Source organism: Lacimicrobium alkaliphilum (assembly GCF_001466725.1).
In the GTDB taxonomy this organism is placed as follows: Bacteria; Pseudomonadota; Gammaproteobacteria; order Enterobacterales; family Alteromonadaceae; genus Lacimicrobium; species Lacimicrobium alkaliphilum_B.
This window is the reverse complement of sequence record NZ_CP013650.1, coordinates 340,506-364,133: the sequence shown is the minus strand read 5'-3', so window position 1 is coordinate 364,133 and position 23,628 is coordinate 340,506. Positions and strand designations below refer to the sequence as shown.

Sequence of the window (23,628 nt, the reverse complement as noted above, 5' to 3'; positions counted from 1 at the left end):
CTAATTAATCCTATTTATAATATAAATAAACTCTATAACAGGATATTAACCATGGCAAGCCCTGTTTGTGAACAATCTGAGGGTTCTAATCTGATAAATATAGACAACTGGCCGATCCATTGGCGCAAAGTATTGTAAATATATAGTATAAATATTACATTGTTCGTAACATCATTGTTAATAAGGTCTTTATTTGCCAATGTCGTCTTTATCCAACACCGATATCATCTTATTCAGCATCTATGTCGTTGCTCTGGTAACGATCGCCCTGTGGGTGTCCAGAGAAAAGGCAGGACATCAGAAAAATACCCAGGATTATTTTCTGGCCGGGAATAGCCTGCCCTGGTGGGCGATTGGTGCGTCACTGATTGCCGCCAATATCTCCGCCGAACAGATTATTGGCATGTCAGGATCGGGCTACGCCATTGGTCTGGCGATCGCCTCGTATGAATGGATGGCGGCACTGACCCTGATTATCGTCGGTAAGTACTTTCTGCCGATCTTTCTCAAGCATCGTATCTACACGATGCCGCAGTTTCTGGAGCAGCGCTACGGCCATGAAGTCCGCCTGGTATTAGCCATTTTCTGGCTCGGTGTGTATGTATTTGTCAATCTGACTTCAATCCTGTGGCTGGGTGCTCTGGCAATTAACACCATCACCGGCATCGATATGCAGACAGGCCTGGTATTTCTGGCCCTGCTGTCACTCACATACTCCCTTTATGGCGGACTGAAGGCCGTTGCCTACACAGATATTATCCAGGTGGTGGTGCTGGTCAGCGGCGGCATGATGCTGACCTACCTTTCTCTGGATATGCTCGGCAATGGCGGGGGCATGTTGGCCGGCTTCTCAATCCTGCTGGATCAGGCGCCGGAAAAATTCGATATGATCCTAAGCCCCGATAACGAACATTACATGAGTTTGCCCGGCATCTCGGTGTTAATTGGTGGTATGTGGATTATGAATCTCTCTTACTGGGGCTTTAACCAGTATATTATTCAGCGCACGCTTGCCGCAAAAAGCCTGGGAGAAGCTCAGAAAGGCATAGTGTTTGCGGCGTTTCTGAAATTGCTGATGCCACTGATCGTGGTCGTACCGGGTATTGCTGCCTTTGTCATCAACTCAGATCTGGAACCGGCTGACAAGGCCTATCCGATGTTACTGAATATGATGCCTGAGGGAATCAAAGGCTTTGTATTTGCGGCCTTGGTAGCAGCCATTGTGTCCTCATTGGGTTCCATGGCAAACAGTATTTCAACCATCTTTACCATGGATATTTATCGCTATTACAAGCCCGAAAAGAGCGAAAAGCATTACCTCGCCACCGGCAGGATCGCCAGTATATCAGCCATGATACTGGCCGTATTATGTGCCAGACCGCTGCTCGGCCAGCTCGATCAGGCATTTCAGTATATTCAGGAATTCACCGGCTTTTTCACTCCGGGCATTGTGGTGCTGTTTCTGCTCGGCATGTTCTGGAAACATACCACTCCCAAAGGCGCAATGGCGGCAGCGATTGGTTCAGCGGTCTTCTCTTTAGCGCTGAAACTGGTTTTCCCTGAGCTGCCCTTTATTGACAGAGTTGGGGTGGTGTTTCTTGCCTGTCTGATTCTGGCGGTGCTGGTATCCAGAGTGACACCGGCGAATACCCGCTCATCGGCGCCCTTGTTAAAAGACGTCAACTTTGCCACCTCCGGCTCCTATAATCTGGCTGCAATAGGGGTAATCGCGATACTGGCCGCCCTCTATCTGACCTGGTGGTAGTCATGACGACAAAAGAATTAGCCCCGCTCAAGGTACTTCCTGTGGCCAATACTCTGGGGGAAAGTGTGCTCTATGATGACAACACAGATTGCATTTGGTGGACAGATATTAAGGGCAGGGAGCTGTTTTGTTACAGCCTGGGCACGGATAAGCTGCTCCGCTGGCAACCGCCTGCCGGGATTGCCAGCCTCGGTCTGACCACAGTGCCCGGCTGGCTGATCGTTGCCTTTATCGACAGCATCGCCCTGTACCATCCTGAGCGCGGTGAAATCAGGACACTGGCGCAACCGGAGCGCGAGCTGCCGGGCAATCGCTTTAATGATGGCCGGGTCGATCGCCAGGGGCGTTTCTGGGTCGGTTCAATGACAGAGAACGCCGCGCTCAACCCACCCCAAAGCAACGCCAGCCTCTATCGGGTCGATCCCAATGGCAAGGTTACACAAACACTCAATGGGCTGCAGATATCCAATGGACTGAGCTGGAGCCCCTGCAGCCAGTGGCTATATCATGCAGATTCGCCCATGGGTGAGATCACACGTTTTGTTTTTGACCACGCTAACGGACATATTAGTACAGGGCAGGTCTGGGCACAGACACCACAGGGCAGTTCTCCCGATGGTGCCACTGTCGATGCACAAGGTGGTCTGTGGAGCGCCCATTGGGGCGGACACTGTGTGGTACGGTATACGCCACAAGGGCTGGAGGACTTCAGAATTACGCTGCCAGTCAGCCAGCCCACTTGTGTGGCCCTTGGTGGCCATAACGCATCGTTACTATTTGTCACCAGCGCCCGGGACGGCCTGACGGATAAACAAAAACAGGCACAACCGCAGGCGGGAAATCTTTTTATTTTCAGAGTCGGGCAAACAGGCCTGCCGGAGCCAAGATATCAGGCCGAAAACCTGTTGTTTTCTTAATCATATTTGTATGATGTTCTGATAAAATCGGCTATCCGCCTCCAAATATAATCATCATTCAGCGAAAGGCTTTCATAATGTTACAGCAAACTGCCAATAACAATCTGACTCACCAGCTTGTCCGTGAGCTTGGCAAGGCCATTATTTGCGGAGACTTTTCTGTCGGGCAGGGCTTACCCACTGAAGCCGAAATCTGTACAAAATATGATATCAGCCGCACTGCTACCCGGGAGGCCGTGAAGATGCTTGCAGCCAAAGGGCTGATTACGTCCCGGCCCCGCAAGGGTATAACGGTACAAAGCCACGAACACTGGAATCTGTTTGATCCGGACGTACTGGACTGGATTCTGAACACGGTGCCCAGCCTGGAGAGATTGAGAGACTTCCTGCAATTGCGCTTAGCGATTGAGCCAGAAGCGGCCTCGCTGGCCGCCAAAAATGCCGAGCCGCAGGATCTTTCTGACATAGAAGATGCCCTGAACAGAATGAAAGCCGCTGAGGACGGATGGGGAGACTCATTACAGGCTGACATCGACTTTCACTCCGCCATCCTCAGAGCCAGTAAAAACCCGTTTTTTGTTCAACTGCGCAGCTTTATCGAGACAGCATTACGCGTAAGCATACGCTTTACCAACAAACTCAAAGGGGTTGAGACCGCCAGCTATGTTGAACACCGTAAGATTTTCGATGCCATCGCAGCCGGTAACAGAGAGTTGGCTCATAAAACCTCTTACATTATGGAAGCGGAAGCGCTGCAATTAATCGAGAGTCGCCTGGAAAGCTGACCCCTCTTTTTTAATCCACATAAACTGCATCAGCAGGATTGATCTTGCCCAGGTTTATTTATACTATAAATAATAACAATGTGGCGAGCTACCATTCTCGTCGCCCAGCACAAAGGAGAAACGTGCCATGATGCCCGGACAATACGCCGACCTAAAAAACAAACATGCCTTTATTACCGGTGGTGGTTCAGGCATTGGTGCAACCATGGTCGAAGCTTTTCTGGAGCAGGGATGTCAGGTGACCTTTGTAGACAATCAGGCCGATACCGCGCAATCCCTCCTTGACCGTTTACCACCTGAACATGCACAACGCTGTCACTTCAAACCTTGTGACGTGACTCAGGTAGAGCAGTTGCAAGAGTTGATCACTGAAGCGGCAGCGCAGCACAACGGTCTGCATATACTGATCAATAATGCCGCTTCAGACAGCCGTCACCGCCTGCAGGAACTGACGCCACAGCAATGGGATCTATTGCAATCCGTGAACCTCAGACCACACTTTTTTACCGCCCAGGCTGCGTTACCCTGGCTTAAGCAAAAAGGTGGCAGCATTATCAATATGGGCTCCAATTCTGCACTGTTGGGTCTGACCGGTTACCCGGCCTACGTTGCCGCCAAGTCGGCGATTATCGGGCTAAGTAAAACCCTCGCTCGCGAGCTGGGTACAGACGCCATTCGGGTCAACTGCCTGCTCCCCGGCTGGGTGATGACCGACCGTCAGAAAAACCTGTGGGCAACAGAGGAAGCCGTTAATGACTGTCTGGAACAACAGGCCATCAAATCAACCATCAGCGAGCAGGACGTCGCGGCCGCTGCTCTGTTTTTAGCCTCTGATGCCTCTCGCATGATCAGTGGTCAGAGCCTGATTGTAGATGGTGGGCGGGCCTGATGCAGTGCATTGCCATTGACTGGGGGTCCACTTCGTTCAGGGCCTATCTGCTCAACAACGGCAGGTTACTGGAAACATGTAACACCGATGAAGGTGCGCTTCGCCTGAGCAGAGAAGAATTCGAAGCCACTGTGCAGAAAAACTGTGGGCACTGGTTCGACGGCACATCAAAACTACTGATATGCGGTATGGCGGGTAGTCGTAACGGGTGGCACGAAGCCCCTTATGTTTCCTGCCCTGCAACACTGAACGATCTGGCTGAGCAGTTGGTATCTCCCGAACATAGCTTGCCCTTTTCCTGTGAAATTGTCCCCGGAGTAAAGACGATCACAACATCAGGAGTACCAGATGTGATGCGTGGTGAAGAGCTACAGATTTTCGGTGCGGCGAGCCTTGGCGGTATCGCAGAAGGTGTGTTTTGCCTGCCCGGAACGCATAGCAAATGGGCTCAACTTAGACAGCATCAGATCATACAGTTTTCCACCTATATGACGGGTGAATTGTACACCCTCATGCGTAAACACAGTTCGCTGGCCAACCTGTGCAATGACGAAGATCCCGATCCTGACCTGTTTGAACTGGGCTTAGAGCATGCGCGGGCCAATCCGGCATTACTGAACCAGCTGTTTACGTCCCGGGCAATGGCCGTAACCGGCTATCTGGAAACACGACAGGTCAGCAGTTATCTGTCAGCCACTATCATTGCCAGTGAAATTCTCAGTGCCAGCGCAGCACTCCCCTGTGGTGCCCTGATTAATCTGGTGGGAGATCCTGCACTGTGCCAACGCTACCAGACTGCCCTGGCCTATTTTGATTATCCAAGCCAACTTTACAGTGCCAGCGAAGCTGTGCTGGCCGGCATGGACCCACTTTTTTCTGAAACTATCAGGGTATAACGGGAGCAACATAATGCATTATCAACAACGGAACCGGCTTCCTCTGGTTGCAATACTGCGGGGGATTACACCATCCCGATGTGTGGATGTTACCGAATGCCTGCTGGATCTTGGCTTTGAGATGATTGAAGTGCCAATGAATTCACCGCAGCCTCTGGACTCCATTGCCATGATCAGTGAGCAGTTCGGTGAACGGGGAGTATTTGGAGCGGGTACCGTTCTTTCAACGGAACAGGTCACCCAGGTTCGTGACGCGGGCGGAAAACTGATTGTTTCCCCCAATACCGATGCGGACGTGATCCGCATGACTAAAGATTACGACATGTTATCCATGCCCGGTTGTATTACTCCCACCGAAGCATTTACAGCAATTAAAGCCGGGGCTGACGGGCTCAAGCTGTTTCCCACAGAGCAGTTGCCACCAGCTGCAGTTAAAGCCCTGAAAACGGTGATCCCCAAACACATCCCGTTGCTGGCAGTAGGAGGCATCAACACCGGCAATATGGCCGCCTATTTAGAGGCCGGTTGTAAGGGCTTTGGCCTGGGTGGCGCACTGTTTACCCCTGATATGAGCTTGTCAGATGTTCGCAAGCAGGCTTCAGAACTCATTAAATGCTTTGCGCAACTGACGCAGGAAAAGGAACTAAGCTGATGAAAAGCAAAAAAATCAACTTGCGCAGCCGCGCCTGGTTTGACGACCCCAGCAATCCGGACATGACGGCGCTCTATCTTGAGAAGTATCTCAATTATGGCCTCACCATTGAAGAGCTGCAATCGTCACGCCCTGTCATCGGCATCGCCCAGACCGGATCAGACCTGGTGCCCTGCAACCGGGCTCATGTTGAGCTGGCGAAACGGCTGAAAGACGGTATCCGCGATGCCGGTGGTATCGCCATTGAGTTTCCCGTTCATCCTATCCAGGAAACCGGCAGGCGCCCGACCGCTGCGCTGGATCGCAACCTGCAATGTCTGTCATTGATTGAAGTGTTGCATGGTTACCCATTAGATGGCGTGATCCTCACCACCGGCTGCGACAAAACCACACCGGCGCTGCTGATGGGTGCGGCCAGTGTCGATCTGCCCGCTATCGCGTTCTCTGTGGGGCCGATGCTCAATGGTACCTACAAAGGTCAATGTGTGGGCTCCGGCACCATCATCTGGGAGGCCAGAAAACGCCTGGCTAAGGGTGAAATTGACTATGACAGCTTTATTCAACAGGTTTCCAGCTCAGCTCCCTCCTCCGGGCACTGCAATACCATGGGCACCGCACTGACCATGAACAGTCTGGCCGAGGTACTGGGGATGATGTTACCGGGCTGCGCTTCTATACCGGCACCTTATCGGGAAAGAGCACAAATGGCTTACCGCACAGGCAAACGAGCGGTGGAAATGGTACTTGAGGATCTCACCCCGAGTAAAATTCTCAGTCGCCAATCCTTTGAAAATGCCATTCGACTGTGCTCAGCATTGGGTGGCTCAACCAATGCCCCCATTCATATCAACGCCATTGCCAGACATGCTGGTATCGAGCTGAATATCACCGACTGGCAGGAAATAGGTCAGCATATTCCCCAGCTGGTTAACTGCCAGCCGGTGGGCGAATACCTCAGCGAAGATTTCCATAATGCCGGAGGTGTGCCGTCGGTCGTTAAGCGGCTGTTACAAGAAAACTTACTGGACGGCAATTGCCTGACGGTAACCGGCGCAACACTGGCACAAAACTGCGACAATGCACAATGTCACAACGAAGAGGTGATTCGCCCGTTCAATCGTCCCGTCAAAGCTCACGCCGGACTGAAGGTATTAAGAGGCAACCTGTTTGATTCTGCTGTGATGAAAGTATCTGCCATCAACGAGGATTTCAGCCGCCGCTACCTCTCTGACCCCGCTACGCCCAACGCCTTTAAAGCCCGCGCAATAGTTTTTGACGGGCCAGAACACTATCACCGGGAGATCAACAATCCTGCCCTCGACATCGATGAAAACTGCATGCTGGTGATGCGTTATACCGGCCCCAAAGGCTATCCGGGATCGGCGGAAGTGGTCAATATGCAACCTCCCACCTACCTGCTGGCCAAAGGCATCGATGCCCTGCCTACCATAGGAGATGGGCGTCAGAGCGGCACGTCAGGCTCACCATCTATTCTCAACGCATCTCCTGAGGCGGCCGATGGCGGCGGCCTGGCATTACTGCAAACCGGTGATATGGTGAATGTGGATCTGAATACCGGCCTGGTCAATGTGCAGCTCAGTGACGCCGAACTGCAACAACGCCGTGAAGCATTAAGCCCTGAACTGCATTATCCTGAAAGTCAGACCTGGTGGCAGGAGATCTATCGGGCTAAAGTCTCGAACCTGGACGGCGGAGGGGTATTTGAAGATATGCTTAAGTATCGTCGTCTACGGGACAAACTTCCTCGTCATTCCCACTAGAGCATTATATAGTTTAAACCCCCTGTCCGCTCAAGAAGGAGCGGACAGCCTCCACTTCCTTTTGTGCCCCGATTATAATGTTGACCTGATCACCGCTGTGTCATTACTTTTGTAGGCAGGGCGTTGCAATCCCATTAACGCCAACAGTATACCGAACAGTGGCGTAAGCCAGTTAAAGAATGCATAGAGCGCGTAATCTAAGGGATTTACCAGCAACACAGAATGCATATAGGCACCGCAGGTATTCCATGGGATAAGGGCCGAGGTAACAGTGCCGCCATCTTCAACGGCCCGGGACAGATTTTCCGGTGCCAGGCCTCGCTTGTCATATTCGGGCTTAAACATACGCGCAGGCATCACAATACCTATGTACTGATCACCCGCTACAACGTTAGTACCAAAAGCCGTTGTTATAGTGGTAATAATCAGTCCGGCAACCGTTCTCACGCCTTTTAACAACTCCTGCACCACCCGCTGAAGCAGTCCGGTAGCCTCCATGACAGAGCCGAAGGTCATGGCCGAGATAATCAGCCAGATGGTATTGAGCATCGACCCCATTCCACCGCCACTGAGCAAATCCTGCAGTCTTGGGTCGTCAGAGGTAACACTGATACCTTCATACATGGCTTTCCAAATCACAGTAACCGTGCCATTCAGCTCACTCAATGCGGGAGCGGCCTGGGCCTGGATAAAGTCTTGCTGAAAAAAGGCCGCCATTACTCCGCCCACTAACGCGCCAATGCCAATAGCAGGAAAAGCCGGTATTTTACGCAGCGCCAGAAAGAGGGTAATGGCCAGCGGCAACAACAGATACCAGGCAATATGAAAGTGTGAGGACAAACTCTGCATTAAAGAGCTAAGCTCAATAGACTTAGTCTCTGCTGTTGATCTGAGACCAAGAATAAGAAACAGTAAGAGGGTCAGCCCAAAACTGGGCAAGGTACTGTAGAGCATAAAACGAATATGGGTGAAAATATCGGTGCCGGCTACTGCCGGTGCCAGATTAGTCGTATCGGACAATGGCGAGAGTTTGTCTCCGAAATAAGCACCACTGACGATGGCTCCGGCACAAATCACCTCCGACAAACCCATTCCACTGGCCACACCCATCAGAGCCACGCCTATAGTGGCTGCCACAGTCCAACTGCTGCCAATACAAAGGGCGACTAACGCACAAATTATGCAAGAACTCAGATAAAAATAATCGGGGTTAAGTAATTGCAGACCATAATAGATCATCGTTGGTACCGTGCCTGACAATAACCAGCTACCAATCAACGAACCTACAGCCAGCAATATCAGCACCGCGCCCAGCGTCAGGCTAATCCCTTTAATGATAGCCTGTTCTATTTGTTCACGGCGATTGCCATTATACAGACCAATCAACGTCGCCACCCCGGCACAGAGCAATAGCGCTACCTGATTAGGACCAGACGACGACGCATCACCGAAATAGTATACGGCTAAAAATAACAGTGATAACAATACCAGAATGGGTACAAGAGCCTGGGTAAGACTGGGCTGACGAGGCTGTGACATAGCTGAAATCCTCCTGGGTAAGACTTTTCTCAGGTCGTGAAAGGGGGCGAACATTTTTATGCAGTGCAAAAAATAATCCCGGAGGCGACAGGCCTCCGGGATTTTCAGGTGAGATAAAACATCAGACAGGGAGACTGATTTTTACGCTCAGAACTTCGCCCGGACACCCAGCGCATAACGGGGGCCGGTTTCTATTACCTGCAACGTCTGGTTCTTATATTCAGCATTTTTGACTGTCAGTTCATTGGTCAGATTAATACCTTCAAAGAACACAGTGAAGTTTTCATTGATGTCATAGCTACCACTCAAATCAAGCTGCTTATAATCGTCAACATAGTGACCATCTCGTTGTCTGGTACCGGTTACGACCGGCTTGGTCTGCATAAAGCGACCACGATTGTTATAGGCCAGACGCACCTGGAATCCGGCTTTTTCATAGAAAAGTATCAGATTCTCAGAATCTCCCAGACCAATCAGCGGCAGATCATCCTGCTCAGAGCTGCTGTCCACCTTGGTCAGGTTAAATATCACGCCAAGCCCATCAAAGGGTTCCGGTAAGCTGCTGAACATGTGCTGCACCGCAAACTCAAAACCATCCACCTCTGTGCTGCTTTCATTGATGGGACGGGAAATTTCATAATCATAACTACCGCTCGGCACGACCACCGTTTCTGACAAGGTGCTGTAGCCCAGATAGCCGTCGATGTCTTTTCTGAAATAGGCCAGGGCCGCATAGCTTCCCTCGTCGTAGTACCATTCAAGGGACAGGTCGACATTCTCAGAAGTGTAAGGGGCAAGCTTAGGATTGCTGCCCGAACCAGTTAACCCATCAATTTCACCATCACCATAGTTGGTCAGCGGGCTCATCTGATTCAGTTCAGGCCGGGTAATAGAGCGGGATACCGCGACACGACCAATTAACTCATCGGTTATATGAAGATTGGCATTGACGCTGGGGAGCCAGTCCTGGTATTCATTACTGATAGAAACCGGCACATAATCGTCAGAATATTCAGCGAAGACCTTGTTTGGCTCATTTTGTGAGGGAACAAGATCCAACAGCGCAATTTGCTGACCACTGGAGGTGCTGGTGGTATCCACGTAGCGCATACCCGCTACAACCGTCCAGAACATATCACCGATATCACCTTCAAAACTGAGATCTGTATACAGTGCCATCACCTCTTCATTAACATCATAGGCGGTGCGATCCGGCACGATGCCAAAACCATTACGGTTCAATATATCCCGCGCGACCTGAGGATCATCCAGCATGTTAATCACTTCATCACTGCTCAGATACGCCATGATTTCATCAGTGTTGAATGTCGGCCACTGATTCACGGGGTCGCCGGAAGCGCCTGACAAAAAGCCGTCTGCATCGAACAGGTTAAACAACGAGTCCGGCAGCGGAATGCGGGTGCTGTTGTCTGCGAAAATCCACGGCAGAGGCCCCTCCGTTTCTCCGTACACGGTGCCCAGAGTCCGATCCGTATAATGTGCGCCAAAGTTCACTTCGACCAGCGGGCCTGCTTTCACATACAGGCTGTTGTCGAACTTAGCGGCCTTCACCTCATCTTCTAATCGTGTACCTTGCAAAGATGTCCAGCCGGCGGTCAGGGTATCGCCTGCCTGAATAGGGTCAAAGGCCATAGTAGGGACCTGCTGCCCCTGACGGCGATCATAGGAAAATTCTCCGGGACGACCAACCACTACATCAGACCAACCTTTGCCCGGATCAGACTCCGCCTTTGAAGCACTGATATCCAGTTCCATGTTCCAGTCTTCGGTTGCCTGCCAGTCAATATTCAGACCATAGGCATTGAGCTTGCTGGAGGCATCTGACTGCCGAGCCATGGACTCAACAAAGACATCCACAAAATCGGCATACACCAGCGTATTATTTTCGTCCAGTTCGGGATTTCTGACGTTACCTGGAGTAAACCATGAGGGGTAGATATCCTGGCGGCCGCTGACATCATATTTGGAATGTAAGTAGTCGGCAGAGATCTGTAACCTGTCGTTGGGCGCATACTGCAGTACGACATTGCCACTTAAGCGATCCCGGTCTTCTGTTTGTACGATTTGGTCATAGTTACGCGGGAAATAGACCTGACCATAGTCAGTGCCATCAAGCGGATCCTCAACTTTAAAGTAATAGGCGGTATTCGCTTCTTCATAGCGGCTTTCCCGTTCATAACTGGCAACAGAAACCAGCACACCGAAGGTGTCATCATTGAAAGTGTTGCTGAATAATCCTGAAAACTGAGGCTTGGTTGCGCCCGACATATCGTCATGCAAGGCTTTGGCGCTGGCCAGGACATGCATTCCCGGATTATCAAAAGGCCGCATGGTGGTAATGTTAATGGTGGCGCCTACAGACCCTTCCTGTAACTCTGCTGACTGGGTTTTGTAAACTTCTGCGCCATTAATCAGCTCTGAGGGCAAAATATCAAAGCTGAATGCGCGACCTCCCGGAGAGCCGTTCCAGCTCATTGATGAGGGGTCGCCCACTGTCGCCAGCGTGCGTCCATTTAACAGCACAGCATTAAACTCAGGGCCCATTCCGCGTACTGTCACTAATTGCCCTTCACCGCCTTCACGATCAATGGACACGCCGGTGATACGCTGCAGGGATTCCGCAACATTTTGATCCGGGAACTTACCAATATCCTCAGCAGAAATCGCATCCACGATATTGTCACTGCCCTGTTTAATATCCATCGCCCGGACCAGACTGCTTTTGATTCCGGTGACACTGATAACTTCTACATTGTCACCTTCCGCATTCTGCTGATCTTGTGCAAAAGACGTCGATGTTATTCCCATGTTAACCATGACGAGCATGGGAAGATAACCTAACTTCCAGTTCCTAGCTTTCATAAATTGCCTCCGCTGAGCATGCCAACTTATTGATTTAGTTTATTAATTAACTTCATTTTGAACCTTTTAGCTTCAAGGCTTTTTCGATACTACTACTGGATCTTTCTAGTTGCAATATTTATAGTATAAATACTTTAATTTAAATTTCACAACCTATTAACGCCGCTTCGGAACCTTTTATGACAAAATAATCCGGGCGTTTAGCAGAGGCATAAAGATGACTGGAATGAACTTGTTAACCCGATGCAGAGGAAGACATTTTTGCATAAGCATGGCTGTCAGCCTGTTGGTATCCCTGAGCGGCTGCCAAAGCCTGCGCGCAGAAAATCTCGCCGATAGCAGGTCCTCTGCCCTTGATCGCCAGGGCTCACCGCAGTTTATGCGCCAACATGACAGCTTTGGTAACCAACACTTCAATCCAATGTTTGATGCAGGAGCCTGGCATGGCTTTTTACTGCCCGGTGACAACGACAGTGGCGGAGCCTTTACCGGGCCGATGATCATAGCCGAAGAGTATCCTGTGTATCTGGCGCGCCAGTTAGAGCAACTGGAAATTGTTGCCGGGAATAAGAAATATGCTTTTGCCGATGCAGTATCAGAGCACCAGGCCTTCCCCGGACGGCTGCAACAACATTATCACTGGCCCGATCTGACACTGCAACTAGAGCTGATTTTTATCTCCGGCCGAAGCGCGCTGATCAGAACCCATATTGAGAACCTGACCGGTAAAGAAAAACAACTGACCCTGACCTGGCAAGGGGCATTATTAAAAAAATGGAACACACAGCAGACCCTTACAGAGCGTTACTCTGACTGGTCACCACAATGGGAGCAGGATAATAACGGCCTCAGTATTACTTTGCCAGAAGTAAGAGATACCTGGAATCTGATGTTATCCGGTGCCAGCCGGTATGTGATCCAGCGCTCAGTAAAGAGCCATTCAGAAATGCACCAGGATACCTATAAAAGTACTGCCAGTATCACCCTGAAGGGCAAGAGTTCTGCCCGGATCTATACCACACAAACCTATATACACAATGAACAGGAATGGCAACAAGAGCAGCCCGTTATTAAACAAAGCTTCCGGCACCCTGAAACGTTGTGGCTGGCCAACCGCAAGCGCTGGCATCACTATCTGAGCAGTGGCATTGCGCAGCACCAGATAACCACTGTAACTGACCAGGTTGCGCTAAAAGCCATAGAGACACTGATTGGAAACTGGCGCAGCAGTGCAGGGCATATCACCAGAGATGTGGTGACCCCGTCTGTTACCGCACGTTGGTTTAATGGTGCCTGGGCCTGGGACAGCTGGAAACATGCGGTGGCGATGGCCTCCTTTGCCCCGGCCGTGGCGAGAAACAATATCCTCGCCATGTTTGATTATCAGGTGCAAGCCGATGATGGCATACGCCCGCAAGACAGCGGTATGATCATCGATGCCATTTTTTATAACAAAGATCGCCAGCGCGGTGACGATGGCGGCAACTGGAATGAAAGAAACACTAAGCCCCCTCTGGCAAGCTGGGCAGTCTGGGAGGTTTATCAGGCCAGTGCTGATAAAGACCTGATCACAGACCTCTATCCGAAACTCGTTGCCTATCACCAGTGGTGGTATAAGAACCGCGATCACAATCAAAATGGGCTGGCAGAATATGGTGCCACGGCCCACCCGCTGCACAACGATGGGCAGGGCAATATCATTTTCGACCTGCAACCTGCTGCCAATACACAACTGGCCAGGCACGCTGAGCAACAATGCGAAATCATCAAGGAAGACTGGTACCGGTGCAGTGGCATGACATTCTACGAATCGGTGCTGGTTTCCGGTGAGTATAAACAGCTGGATATTGGCGCTCAACATGGCGCAGGGTGGGAATCAGGCATGGATAACGCCGCCCGCTTCGGATTTATCACTTCTGAACAGCTTAAGAAATATGCCGACAAGCACTATAGCGGCAACCTGAAAACAGCACGACAGGACTGGCAGGTGCGTTTTTTTGAGAATCACGCAAGTAATGGCCAGCTACTGGGTTTTTCCATTAATCAGGAATCGGTGGAGCTCAATGCGTATCTGGCGATGGAAAAAGCCCTTCTGGCAAAAATGGCCAGGTTGCTTGGCCGCGACGAAGAGGCCGCAGACTGGGAAGCCGGGGCCGGGCGACTGGCACAACGGGTTAATCAGTGTTTCTTTGATGCACAGAGCGGCTTTTACTATGACCGTCAGATAGACAGCGCTGATGATAATAGCGGTGATTGTGACGGCAGACTGCTGATCACCAGAGGCAAAGGACCGGAAGGCTGGGCGCCACTGTGGGCTGGCATTGCCGGGAAAAATCAGGCCCGCAAGGTGGTTCAGAATATGTTGGCAGTAGATGAATTTAATACCCTTATCCCTCTTGGTACCGCATCACAGACGAATCCAGCCTATCACCCGGATATTTACTGGCGCGGCCGGGTATGGCTGGATCAGTGGTATTTCGGCGTGATGGCACTAAAGCACTACGGCTATACGCAGCAGGCAGGAGCCCTGGCATCAGCATTGCTGGAGCATGCTCAGGGGCTCAAGGGTAACGCAGCCATCAGAGAAAACTACAATCCTGAAACCGGCGCCATGCAGGGCGCAACCAATTTTAGCTGGAGTGCAGCCCATTTACTGATGTTACACCATCAGTTAAAGCACCAGCCTGAATAGGCCCCGGGTGGTGGTGGGACTCGCCACCACCACCTGCAAGGCGGGTTTCTCTGTGCCGGCTTCTGCTATCGGCGCACTTCCCGGTTTTGCCCTCTCAGACTGGCTATGGCCATAACTCCCAGAAACAGCATCCACAGGGTCTGCTGCTCCGGAACCTGATTATCCACTGCCTTGTTCAGGCGAAAACCCATTGTGCCGAGAGACCAAACCGCATTGTTCCGCTCCTGATGTGCCTGCTAAGAATTCATATCCTTATTTTTTTCGTACATTCCCGCGCGGCTTATCCCGTTAGCACCGCCAGTTGTCGAAAAAAGATCACAGAATCAACCACCTGCTATAGTGTTTACTGGTTTTTAATAACAAGAACTAAATAAGGTAAATCTATGCATACCCTCTTATTCTGTCTGCGTTGGGGAGCACTGGCCCTTGGCCTGCTCAGTGCGTCACTCGCAACAGCGCAAACTGTTGCCTTCACCAACGCCACCCTCTATCCCATCACCGACAAGGTCATCGACAACGGCACCCTGGTCATCCGCGATGGCAAAATTGCCGCTATCGGCCCGGCTTCAGAGGTCACAGTGCCCAAAGGCGCAACCATTGTTGATGCTAAGGGCAAAATTATTATGCCCGGCATAGTGGATACCCACAGCCATCTGGGCGTAGCCGGTGATCACGGCGAAGGTTCCGCCACCCTCAATCCGGAACTGCGCATTCTGGATTCCTTCTGGGCCAGCGACCCGCGAATCAAAGTGGCCCGGGCCGGAGGCATAACCGTCTCCAACGTGATGCCCGGCAGCGGCAATGTAATTGGCGGCCAGACTATCTATGTCAAACTGCGCGATGGTACGGCCGATGAGATGCTGGTAAAGGGCAGTGTAGGGGGCCTGAAAATGGCCAATGGCGAGAACCCCAAAGGAGATGATAAATCCCCCAATACCCGGATGGCTGCGGCGGCACTGGCGAGACAAAAATATTATGACGCCATCACCTATGGCAAAAAACGTGATAAGGCCGCACAGGACAGCGACAGCAAGGCACCGGATCTGGATCTTGGCCTGAATACCTTACTCGAAGTGCTGGATGGTAAACGCATCGTCCATCATCACACCCACCGCTCTGACGATATTATGACCGTACTGCGCCTGCAGGATGAGTTCGGTTTTCGTCTGGTGCTTCAACATGGCATAGAGTCCTACAAGCTGGCCGAAGAGCTGGCGAAACGGGATGCCATGGTGTCCTATATTTTGCTCGACAGCCCAGGCGGTAAGCATGAAGCCGCCGAGGTCAGCCTGCAAGGGCCTGCACAGCTGGAAAAGGCCGGGCTCGAAATCGCCCTGCATTCCGATGACTGGGTTATCGACTCGCGCTTTTTACTCAGAACCGCAGCACTGGCCGTACGCGGCGGCATGAGCCGTGAAGGCGCACTGCGGGCGCTGACCATCAATCCGGCGAAGATGCTCGATCTGGATAAACAACTGGGTTCACTGGAGGTGGGCAAAGATGCCGATCTGGTGTTGTTTGATGGCGATCCGCTGTCACTGTACACCCATGTTCAGCAAACCTGGATCGATGGTCAGAAAGTCTATGATCGCAGCGATAAATCACAGCGTCTTTACGCCACCGGCGGTTTTCGCGTGGCTGACCGTTATCCGCACCTGGGAGAAGAATAATGAAAATATCCTCTAAGCGCCTTTTGTGTCTGCTTGCCGCCAGCCTGCTGATACCTGTTCAGGCCGCGACCCTGATTAAAGCGGAAAAAATCTATACCAGTTCTGAGCAGGGCGTGCTCAGTAATGCTCAGATCCTGGTTGAACAGGGCAAAATTAAGACCATCAGCAACAATGATATCAGGGTACCTGAGAATACCGAGGTGCTAACCGCCAAAGTGGTACTGCCGGGGCTGATTGACAGCCATACCCTGGTCGGTATCAACGGCGCCTACAATGTGTCTGCAGATCAGGACGCGTTCGAACAATCCGACGCGCTGGGTGCAGAATACCGGGTACTGGACAGCTTTAACCCGGCAGAAAAGCTGATAGAACATGTCAGAAAGTTCGGTACCACCACCATCCATGTAACGCCCCAGCCCTTTGCCCCTATCGGCGGCGCCACTGCGCTGTTTAAGACCAGTGGCAAAGTGGCAGACCAGATGTTGCTGAAAAACAATGTGGCGATGCTGTTTAATCTTGGCGAAGCACCCAAATCGGCTTTTGGTAAAAGTGGCGGCCCGGGCACCCGCATGGCCACCGCAGCCCGAATCCGTGGCGAACTGTATAAAGCCCGGGAATGGATGGAACAGGACGAAGACAAACGCAAGCCGGATCTGGCCATGCAGGCATTAGCCAAAGTGCTCAGTGGTGAGACTCAGGCCATCTTTACTGCCCATCGTGAGGACGATATTGGCACCGCCCTGCGTATTGTCAAAGAATTCGGCCTGGCGCCGCTGATCAATTATGGCACCGAAGCCTATCTGATCCGGGATGAGCTGAAGCAGGCCGGCGCCAAAGTAATTATGGCGCCTGCCATGCAGCGCCCCGCCGGTATGGAAAAATGGAATACCACCTTAGAAGCTGCCGCGATCCTGGATAAGGCCGGTATTCCCTTTGTGTTTGCCGGTGGCTATGAAGGCTATGTGCCCAAGGCCAGAGTGCTGCTGTGGGAAACGGCTGTCGCCATTGCCAACGGGCTGGATAAGCAAAAAGCCATAGAGGCCGCCACCATTGTACCCGCCAGATTATGGGGTATCGATAAGCAGGTTGGCTCGATTGAAACAGGCAAAGACGCCGATCTGGTGTTATTTGACGGTGACCCCTTCGAGTACACCACCCATGTTAAAGCCGTGCTGATTAACGGCGAAAAGGTGGACTAGTCTTAAACACCCAGTAGATCACAAGGGCGGGCAGCCAGGCTGTCCGCCCTTTCTGTTTCCCCAACCTCCTTTATCTCTATTTACTTGTTTTATACCAGTCTCTGAATGTTTCAGACTTCGCAACCTGTAACATCTTAAAGTTGGCTTAACTTCGAGCCTTTGCCATGCTGTTCCCTGCTATAAAAACTGATAACAGGAAAAGCACTATGTTTCGTCTTTTAACCGTTGCCACTGTAGCCCTAATGTTCAGTGGTCAGACACTGGCTGAACCATCACAGGATCAGTTGACCAAAGACGTTCTGAGTCTGGATACCCGATTGTTTACTGCCTTTAACGAACGCGACATTGAGGTGATGAAGGCGATGCTCAGTCAGGATCTGGAGTTCTATCATGACAAGGCGGGTGTCACTAACTACCAGCAAAACCTGAAGGCTACCGAGAATATGTTTAACAGTGGCACGGATCTGAACCGGGAGCTGCTGCCGGAATTTACCGAAGTACACCCTATCCCGGGTTATGGCGCAATTCAGACCGGCCGGCACAGATTCTGCCATACCGCACAAAACGGCGAGCCCGACTGCGGCGTGTTCAAATTTCTGCATATCTGGAAACAACAGGACGGCAACTGGCAGATCACCCGGGTGGTAAGCTACGACCATTAATAGCGGAGCATCAAAGAAACACCTTAAAAACTGTCCCGATATTAGTAAATCAGCTTTTCTCAATCCCCGGCTTTGCTCTAAGAAGCTAAAGGGTATTGAATGAAAATCAGATATCAGCCAACGAATAAATATCGGTAGACAAGCGTTTCTTTTCTTCGACTAAATGGTCATACAGATTGTCGAACATCTCACTGACCGGCTGCACATCTGCAGAACGGGCCATATCCTCGTAAAGCTGGCAGAAATATTCATCCACTTTATTCGCCAGCTTCTCTACATCGGATTCTGAACAACTAACCGGGTCAAAATCGCAGTTGAACAGATCATTACTGTTTTCTCGTCTGTCATATTGAATATAGGTGTTAAGCACTTTCTCTGGTGCCTCTTCCATGTAACGCTTCAACTCCTCAACAAGCTGCGCTTCGTGCTTGCACAGGGTTTGCAGCAGCATGGCGGCCCGGGCGTTGCCGGTCTCTTCAGCCAACTGTTTGTAGTGTACTGCCGCTCTCAAATGCAACTGCTTATTGTGCATCAGCAGTTCACGCACATCGGAGAAATTACTCATGTTTTGCGATCCGTTTTATTTTAAATAGTTTAAATATAGGCAGTTATATGGACTGCCCGCTAATCTCCTGCCATTGTTCGTTGTCTGTTGTTTCAGCCCGGTCAGATTGTCAGTTCAGCCCGCACCTGGATGCTTTACTTTTTGGCTTCCCGGCATTTTCTGTATCCGGTGAGCATAGGAGCAATCAGAGATACACGCCCTATGATGCCAATCAATAGCACGGCAACAATATGCAAACAGACACAAATAAACAGCAGATCAGCGCCAAGTTTGTGCAGTTGTTCCATCAAATCACTGCCAAAAAAGTAGTCCGTTTCTTCCAGCAGGAACCCGCTGGACCCCATCCAGATAAACAGCACGAACATGACCAACACCATTAACCACCCGAAGGGGTTATGGCCGGCATTTTGCGGCAGGCTCCTCTGTTTCAGATGAGAAAAATGGGCCCGAAACGCACTTTGAGAGAAATTTATCTGAGAAAAGTTAGCCGCACCCTTCGCATAAAAGCCATAGAGGATTCTTAGCAACACTAACGATACGGCGCTGTATCCAATCCATTCATGGACATTGCTGCCAGGTTCCAGAACAAAGTAGTTAGTGACGAAGAGCCCTGCAAGGGTCCAGTGGAAAATACGCACCACCTTGTCCCAAACATAGACTCTGACACCATTCACTACTCAATTTCCTCCTTCACGATACTGCCGTCAACTGGATTGAAGTAAATCTCGACTTTCTGACCGGCCTGATTGTGACCATAAATTTCATAACAGTTGCCTTCTGTTACCTTAAACTCGGATATTTCATAACCCTTGTCAGTTAACGAGCTTTGAAACGTTTCCTGATCCAGCCAGGTATCCTCAGGTTCAGTAGTACATTGTGTTACGGACTGCACACCACATCCGCTCAACACCAAAACAGAAATTCCTAAACTAATCAGACTTTGCACTGTGCGCATAATAATTCTCCTTCAATAAAGACTTGGCTGAACAAACGCTATTAAACACTAGTCAGTTGAATGGGACTTAGCAACTGCGCACGGCGTCATTACCATTAGCGTACAGCACGCGTTTATCGCTGCTGTCTGGCGCGGGCGGCAATATTACAGGTGTCGTGCAGGGCGCCGCTGATGAATTTATCCATCTTGCTGCGCCACTCAGCCGGTATGCTGTTCTCTACCAATTGAAACAGATTAAAGTTGTCCTGTCCGGAGCGGGCCAGAACCTGCCGGGTGATCTGAATTTGCAGCAGGCTGCCCCTTACAATGTCGCTGAGTAATTCGGTTTCCCTCGGGTTGTGGCTGCCGCCGTAGCTGCGCTCCATCAGCAGGGCCTGCCCGGATTCTGACAAAATCGAAGGGGTAATTTCTGTTGCTGTTCTCCTGTGATACTGACTCCATAGCGCTCACGAATGCCAGTGAGAATAGCGTCGATTTCCTCCCGGAACTGGTCGGTGATCTGTTGCTTGTCCGAGCGCAGATCAATACTCATGGTGGCCTGCCGATAGGTACTTACATAGCTGACCGGATCGACCCGGCACAGGCGTATTCCCTCACCGCCACCGGCCACCTGCCTGGCCAGCGTACCGATGACATAGCCTTCGAGTGTCTGGGCCAAATCTTCCCGGGTCAACTCATCAATCAGACCACGCACCGGGCGGTCATCGCAGGTCAGCGCAGTAGTGATACTGGCTGAGCCGGGAATAACATTCCGATTGCAACCTGGTGTCAGACGGATATTGCCCACCACCGGCTTGATGCCGGCAAAGCTTTCATCGGGGCGGATGACTTTGTCATACCAGTCCAGAAATTCCCTCACCAGTCTGGCCGCCGCTACCCCGGGGTCTCGGCGATCCGGTGTCGGCGTTGCGCCGGCGTGATTCATTTCGCCATCCAGGGTCCAGCGCAGGGCCGGATAAACGTTCTCGAGGCTTTCAGGCTGGCCCTGCCCCTCCAAGATGCCCACTGTGATCCTGACATCGCTGAATCTGCGCTGCTGTGTCAGAGCACGTACTTGCCGGTTCAGCTCCAGCGCGGCGGCTTCGGCCAGTTGCCCTGAAAAGGTGAAATCTTCCTGATAGATACCCATGATGGTACCCACCTGCACGATGGGCACATTGGCCCGGTCGAGGATTGGCCCCTGCTCAATATGCCGCTCGTAGCTGTGGGGGCTGTAAAAGTCACGGGGGTCAGAACAGGCATCGAGCAGGCCCTCATCAGCCGCCTTGTCGAGCTGGTTGAACAACTGGATCCGGCCTTCGGCCTGGGCTTGTTTCAGCTCGGCCAACATAGTTTGCAGGCGCTCTCCCCATTGCTCGCCTTGCTGATTGCGCATTTTATGAATGGCTTCTGGCGCTGCCTGACCCGCCACGGCGGCACTGCCAGGCATGGAGACGCCTTCTCCGGTGAAGGTCATCTCCTCGCCGATAAAAGCAGACATATGGGAGCAAGCCCCTGCTTCGACCTGCCAGTCAATATCAAAGTAACGTTTGAGATCGGTCAGCACATGCAGGGTTTCCAGTCCCGACAGTACCCCCAGCCGCCCGTCAAACTTGCCGGCGTCATTGACGGTGTCGATATGAGAGCCGTGGCAAACAGACCTGGCACACAGCTCTGCCAAGGTTATATCACCCCGGCGCAACGCAGCCTGTTGCCCGTCGCTCAGCAGCAGGCCGTGTATATTGCCGACTTTATCAATAAAGACGCACAGACCCGCCACATTCATCTGCCGGATGGTTTCCAGCGTGGCGCGGGTAAATCCGGGGGTCAGTGCACGGGCATCGATGCGGCCATCCTCTTCGCGGGATACACGACCCAGCCAGTCAATACGCCGGCGTAACCGGGCGCCAATGCCACGCATATCCTGAAGGCTTTGCGCACTGCGCAGGTAGTCCAGCAGATTGCCCTTTTGTTGCAGGCACTCAGCCAGTTTCTTCAAAGAATGGTAATAAACAAACACCGTTGCTGCATCCGCCAGCGGCACCAGTTGCTTTATGGACCAGCGGGCGTCCTTCCTGGCAATACGTCTGGCGCCGCTGTTATCGATGATATCCCGCAACTCGGCAAGGATGGCGGGGGCATCACCAGTGCGCTGCTCCCTGGCCTGACCAAGACGCCGTCTGGCATCAAACAGCTTGTCGCCGCGCCCGGTATAGTATTTCTGCTGCTGAAAGTGTTCCTTGTCGCTCTTCGGGTACTCTTCCCTGACGGGCAGGTTATTGGCATAGGTCCAGGTTAACGGATCGCCCAGTGAGCCTGGCTCAGCACCTGTCAGCTCCCGGATCATCCCGGCATGCTGCTCGTGATTCAGTGTCGCAAGGGACTGCTCGCCAAGTATGGATTCCAGAGCCTGTTGCTGGGTGTCGGTCAGATATTCCGCATCCAGACGGAAATTAGCCAACAAAGGCGCATCGAAAATCAGTGCCTGAGGCGCATGCAGGTAGTCACGAATTTTCTCCACTTTAAAGCCCTCTGCGGCGTTCAGTCCCGGGTCAATAACCTGCTCCACTACCCGGGCGTTTTCTTCATCCCAGAAGGTCAGGCGGGCAAACACATGAGAACGGGTAATTCCCAACTGGACCTGCTCTTCGTTACGCAACACAAAGCGCCCAACCTTGATGCTGTCATCCTCCAGCAGCTCCACCTGCTGGCAATTCTGCCTGAGCAGTTCTCTGAGCACCGGATCACTGGTTTTACCCAACTGGTGAAGCGGGTTTACAGCCACAAGGGAGTGGCGGCGATTTCGATAGTCGGACTCAGCCAGGGCTTTGGGTGACATATCGTATTCCAGCACCAGCCCCCGGGAGATGGCAAAAGGGGGGATACCCATGCCGATCAATTGATCAATGATCAGGCTGGTCTTTTTCCCGCAACCATAGGCGACCACGGAATAGGGCAGCGCCAGGTAGGCCAGTACCACCTGAATAATAGCGTCACGCTCGCTTAGCAGCGGCAAACCGGTGGTGGCATCCTGCTGCACGGAAACGGGCAGGGTTTCTGGTTGATGGCCGAATACCAGCATGGCAATAACTCCTCTTTGCTACAAAGGGGACTATTGACCATAGTCACAGCCTGACAGGGAATCAAACTGACTTCACTGAAACTGCCTGCAATATACGTCTGGATTGATATTCTGGTGACCTTACTGCGCTATCAGAAAAGCGTAGTATTACTGCGCTATCAGAAAAGCGTAGTATTGTTGTCAGCTATGACTTCTCATCAAAGCATGCCATTGTTATGGGGCATAGTCTTTGGGATATCCTGCCATACATCCCAGTGCTCTATGATTTTCCCCTCACTGACGCGAAAAATATCCACACCGGCTTTGCCGGGTTTGTCGCTGCTGGTGTCATATTCGTGAACGTGCAGTACCACATAGTCCCCCGAGCTGATCACTCTTTTGATTTCCATTTTATGAGTGGCAGGGCGTTGGCTAAGCCAACCTCCTATAGCCGTCGTAAAAGCTTTCCGTCCTGTGGCGACATAGGGATTGTGCTGGATATAATCAGGATGCAAATAGCGCTGTGCGGCTTCTTCTACATTCTGTCTTTTGACAAACACAAGCTGATAAAAATCAACGACCATTTGTTCGGCTTCAGAAATGGCACTCACCGGTGGATTATCAGCCATGGCGCTGCCTGACATCATCAGAAACAACAGCCACACTTTATATGGGTTAAACATAATCTAACTCTCTATGTTTTTTATTTTATCTGTGTAAAACGATATCCCGTGACAA

19 protein-coding genes are annotated in these 23,628 nt (G+C 51.6%); 11 read left to right on the top strand and 8 right to left on the bottom strand.

Going from position 1 to position 23,628, the window contains the following annotated elements; translation table 11 throughout:
• Positions 1-199: 199 nt before the first annotated feature.
• From AT746_RS01725 to AT746_RS01695, 7 genes are all read left to right on the top strand, one after another.
• Positions 200-1,765, top strand: a complete 1,566-nt coding sequence (locus tag AT746_RS01725; RefSeq protein WP_062475587.1) for a sodium/sugar symporter — start codon at positions 200-202, stop codon at positions 1,763-1,765.
• Positions 1,766-1,767: 2 nt separating this feature from the next.
• A complete protein-coding gene (locus AT746_RS01720; protein ID WP_062475585.1) occupies positions 1,768-2,682 on the top strand; it encodes an SMP-30/gluconolactonase/LRE family protein in 915 nt (304 codons plus the stop codon).
• 77 nt (positions 2,683-2,759) lie between these two features.
• Positions 2,760-3,467 (top strand): FadR/GntR family transcriptional regulator, encoded by a 708-nt coding sequence (locus AT746_RS01715; RefSeq protein ID WP_062475582.1) that lies wholly within the window; start codon positions 2,760-2,762, stop codon positions 3,465-3,467.
• Between the two features lie 127 nt (positions 3,468-3,594).
• Positions 3,595-4,356: an SDR family NAD(P)-dependent oxidoreductase gene (locus tag AT746_RS01710; protein ID WP_062475580.1), complete on the top strand. Its 762-nt coding sequence runs from the start codon at positions 3,595-3,597 to the stop codon at positions 4,354-4,356.
• Positions 4,356-5,252 (top strand): 2-dehydro-3-deoxygalactonokinase, encoded by an 897-nt coding sequence (locus AT746_RS01705; RefSeq protein ID WP_062475578.1) that lies wholly within the window; start codon positions 4,356-4,358, stop codon positions 5,250-5,252. The genes AT746_RS01710 and AT746_RS01705 overlap by 1 nt, the downstream gene beginning before the upstream one ends.
• Positions 5,253-5,265: 13 nt before the next feature.
• Positions 5,266-5,904 carry a 2-dehydro-3-deoxy-6-phosphogalactonate aldolase gene (locus AT746_RS01700; RefSeq protein WP_062475575.1) on the top strand — a complete coding sequence of 213 codons (639 nt, stop codon included), beginning with the start codon at positions 5,266-5,268 and terminating at the stop codon, positions 5,902-5,904.
• The gene (locus tag AT746_RS01695; protein ID WP_062475572.1) at positions 5,904-7,685 is read left to right on the top strand and encodes an IlvD/Edd family dehydratase; all 1,782 of its coding nucleotides are present in this window, start codon (positions 5,904-5,906) and stop codon (positions 7,683-7,685) included. The genes AT746_RS01700 and AT746_RS01695 overlap by 1 nt, the downstream gene beginning before the upstream one ends.
• A gap of 72 nt (positions 7,686-7,757) precedes the next feature.
• On the opposite strand, the gene nhaC is transcribed toward AT746_RS01695, so the two are convergent.
• Both nhaC and AT746_RS01685 read right to left on the bottom strand, forming a co-directional pair.
• Entirely contained in the window at positions 7,758-9,224 is a 1,467-nt protein-coding gene (gene nhaC / locus AT746_RS01690) for a Na+/H+ antiporter NhaC (RefSeq protein WP_062475570.1), read from the bottom strand.
• A gap of 147 nt (positions 9,225-9,371) precedes the next feature.
• On the bottom strand, positions 9,372-12,107 hold the full coding sequence (locus AT746_RS01685) for a TonB-dependent receptor (RefSeq protein ID WP_062475566.1): 2,736 nt from the start codon (positions 12,105-12,107) through the stop codon (positions 9,372-9,374).
• Positions 12,108-12,378: 271 nt separating this feature from the next.
• Here AT746_RS01685 and ygjK point away from each other — a divergent pair, with 271 nt between their 5' ends.
• The 4 genes from ygjK to AT746_RS01665 all read left to right on the top strand — a co-directional run bounded on the left by ygjK (position 12,379) and on the right by AT746_RS01665 (position 18,330).
• Positions 12,379-14,799 carry an alpha-glucosidase gene (gene ygjK, locus AT746_RS01680; RefSeq protein WP_082633114.1) on the top strand — a complete coding sequence of 807 codons (2,421 nt, stop codon included), beginning with the start codon at positions 12,379-12,381 and terminating at the stop codon, positions 14,797-14,799.
• A gap of 383 nt (positions 14,800-15,182) precedes the next feature.
• Positions 15,183-16,469 carry an amidohydrolase gene (locus AT746_RS01675; RefSeq protein WP_082633113.1) on the top strand — a complete coding sequence of 429 codons (1,287 nt, stop codon included), beginning with the start codon at positions 15,183-15,185 and terminating at the stop codon, positions 16,467-16,469.
• Positions 16,469-17,668: an amidohydrolase family protein gene (locus tag AT746_RS01670; RefSeq protein WP_062475559.1), complete on the top strand. Its 1,200-nt coding sequence runs from the start codon at positions 16,469-16,471 to the stop codon at positions 17,666-17,668. Before AT746_RS01675 ends, AT746_RS01670 begins: the two co-directional genes overlap by 1 nt.
• A gap of 206 nt (positions 17,669-17,874) precedes the next feature.
• Positions 17,875-18,330 (top strand): nuclear transport factor 2 family protein, encoded by a 456-nt coding sequence (locus AT746_RS01665; RefSeq protein WP_062475556.1) that lies wholly within the window; start codon positions 17,875-17,877, stop codon positions 18,328-18,330.
• Positions 18,331-18,436: 106 nt separating this feature from the next.
• Here the strand turns inward: AT746_RS01665 and AT746_RS01660 are convergent, their stop codons facing one another.
• The 6 genes from AT746_RS01660 to AT746_RS01635 all read right to left on the bottom strand — a co-directional run bounded on the left by AT746_RS01660 (position 18,437) and on the right by AT746_RS01635 (position 23,573).
• The gene (locus AT746_RS01660) at positions 18,437-18,895 is read right to left on the bottom strand and encodes a hypothetical protein (protein ID WP_062475553.1); all 459 of its coding nucleotides are present in this window, start codon (positions 18,893-18,895) and stop codon (positions 18,437-18,439) included.
• Positions 18,896-19,029: 134 nt separating this feature from the next.
• Complete coding sequence (locus AT746_RS01655) at positions 19,030-19,569, bottom strand: cytochrome b/b6 domain-containing protein (RefSeq protein ID WP_062475551.1); 540 nt, start codon at positions 19,567-19,569, stop codon at positions 19,030-19,032.
• Positions 19,569-19,850 carry a PepSY domain-containing protein gene (locus AT746_RS01650; protein ID WP_062475548.1) on the bottom strand — a complete coding sequence of 94 codons (282 nt, stop codon included), beginning with the start codon at positions 19,848-19,850 and terminating at the stop codon, positions 19,569-19,571. The genes AT746_RS01655 and AT746_RS01650 overlap by 1 nt, the downstream gene beginning before the upstream one ends.
• A gap of 113 nt (positions 19,851-19,963) precedes the next feature.
• Positions 19,964-20,215 (bottom strand): hypothetical protein, encoded by a 252-nt coding sequence (locus tag AT746_RS01645; RefSeq protein ID WP_156413601.1) that lies wholly within the window; start codon positions 20,213-20,215, stop codon positions 19,964-19,966.
• Entirely contained in the window at positions 20,215-22,911 is a 2,697-nt protein-coding gene (locus tag AT746_RS01640) for a hypothetical protein (RefSeq protein WP_062475542.1), read from the bottom strand. The genes AT746_RS01645 and AT746_RS01640 overlap by 1 nt, the downstream gene beginning before the upstream one ends.
• A 197-nt stretch (positions 22,912-23,108) precedes the next feature.
• Positions 23,109-23,573 (bottom strand): ester cyclase, encoded by a 465-nt coding sequence (locus AT746_RS01635; protein ID WP_082633111.1) that lies wholly within the window; start codon positions 23,571-23,573, stop codon positions 23,109-23,111.
• Positions 23,574-23,628: the final 55 nt, after the last annotated feature.

Bases quoted from the DNA above. Each gene is read 5' to 3' on its own strand.
- AT746_RS01725 (WP_062475587.1), top strand. From the start codon at position 200: ATGTCGTCTTTATCCAACACCGATATCATCTTATTCAGCATCTATGTC.
- AT746_RS01720 (WP_062475585.1), top strand. From the start codon at position 1,768: ATGACGACAAAAGAATTAGCCCCGCTCAAGGTACTTCCTGTGGCCAAT.
- AT746_RS01715 (WP_062475582.1), top strand. From the start codon at position 2,760: ATGTTACAGCAAACTGCCAATAACAATCTGACTCACCAGCTTGTCCGT.
- AT746_RS01710 (WP_062475580.1), top strand. From the start codon at position 3,595: ATGATGCCCGGACAATACGCCGACCTAAAAAACAAACATGCCTTTATT.
- AT746_RS01705 (WP_062475578.1), top strand. From the start codon at position 4,356: ATGCAGTGCATTGCCATTGACTGGGGGTCCACTTCGTTCAGGGCCTAT.
- AT746_RS01700 (WP_062475575.1), top strand. From the start codon at position 5,266: ATGCATTATCAACAACGGAACCGGCTTCCTCTGGTTGCAATACTGCGG.
- AT746_RS01695 (WP_062475572.1), top strand. From the start codon at position 5,904: ATGAAAAGCAAAAAAATCAACTTGCGCAGCCGCGCCTGGTTTGACGAC.
- nhaC (WP_062475570.1), bottom strand. From the start codon at position 9,224: ATGTCACAGCCTCGTCAGCCCAGTCTTACCCAGGCTCTTGTACCCATT.
- AT746_RS01685 (WP_062475566.1), bottom strand. From the start codon at position 12,107: ATGAAAGCTAGGAACTGGAAGTTAGGTTATCTTCCCATGCTCGTCATG.
- ygjK (WP_082633114.1), top strand. From the start codon at position 12,379: ATGGCTGTCAGCCTGTTGGTATCCCTGAGCGGCTGCCAAAGCCTGCGC.
- AT746_RS01675 (WP_082633113.1), top strand. From the start codon at position 15,183: ATGCATACCCTCTTATTCTGTCTGCGTTGGGGAGCACTGGCCCTTGGC.
- AT746_RS01670 (WP_062475559.1), top strand. From the start codon at position 16,469: ATGAAAATATCCTCTAAGCGCCTTTTGTGTCTGCTTGCCGCCAGCCTG.
- AT746_RS01665 (WP_062475556.1), top strand. From the start codon at position 17,875: ATGTTTCGTCTTTTAACCGTTGCCACTGTAGCCCTAATGTTCAGTGGT.
- AT746_RS01660 (WP_062475553.1), bottom strand. From the start codon at position 18,895: ATGAGTAATTTCTCCGATGTGCGTGAACTGCTGATGCACAATAAGCAG.
- AT746_RS01650 (WP_062475548.1), bottom strand. From the start codon at position 19,850: ATGCGCACAGTGCAAAGTCTGATTAGTTTAGGAATTTCTGTTTTGGTG.
- AT746_RS01645 (WP_156413601.1), bottom strand. From the start codon at position 20,215: ATGGAGCGCAGCTACGGCGGCAGCCACAACCCGAGGGAAACCGAATTA.
- AT746_RS01640 (WP_062475542.1), bottom strand. From the start codon at position 22,911: ATGCTGGTATTCGGCCATCAACCAGAAACCCTGCCCGTTTCCGTGCAG.
- AT746_RS01635 (WP_082633111.1), bottom strand. From the start codon at position 23,573: ATGTTTAACCCATATAAAGTGTGGCTGTTGTTTCTGATGATGTCAGGC.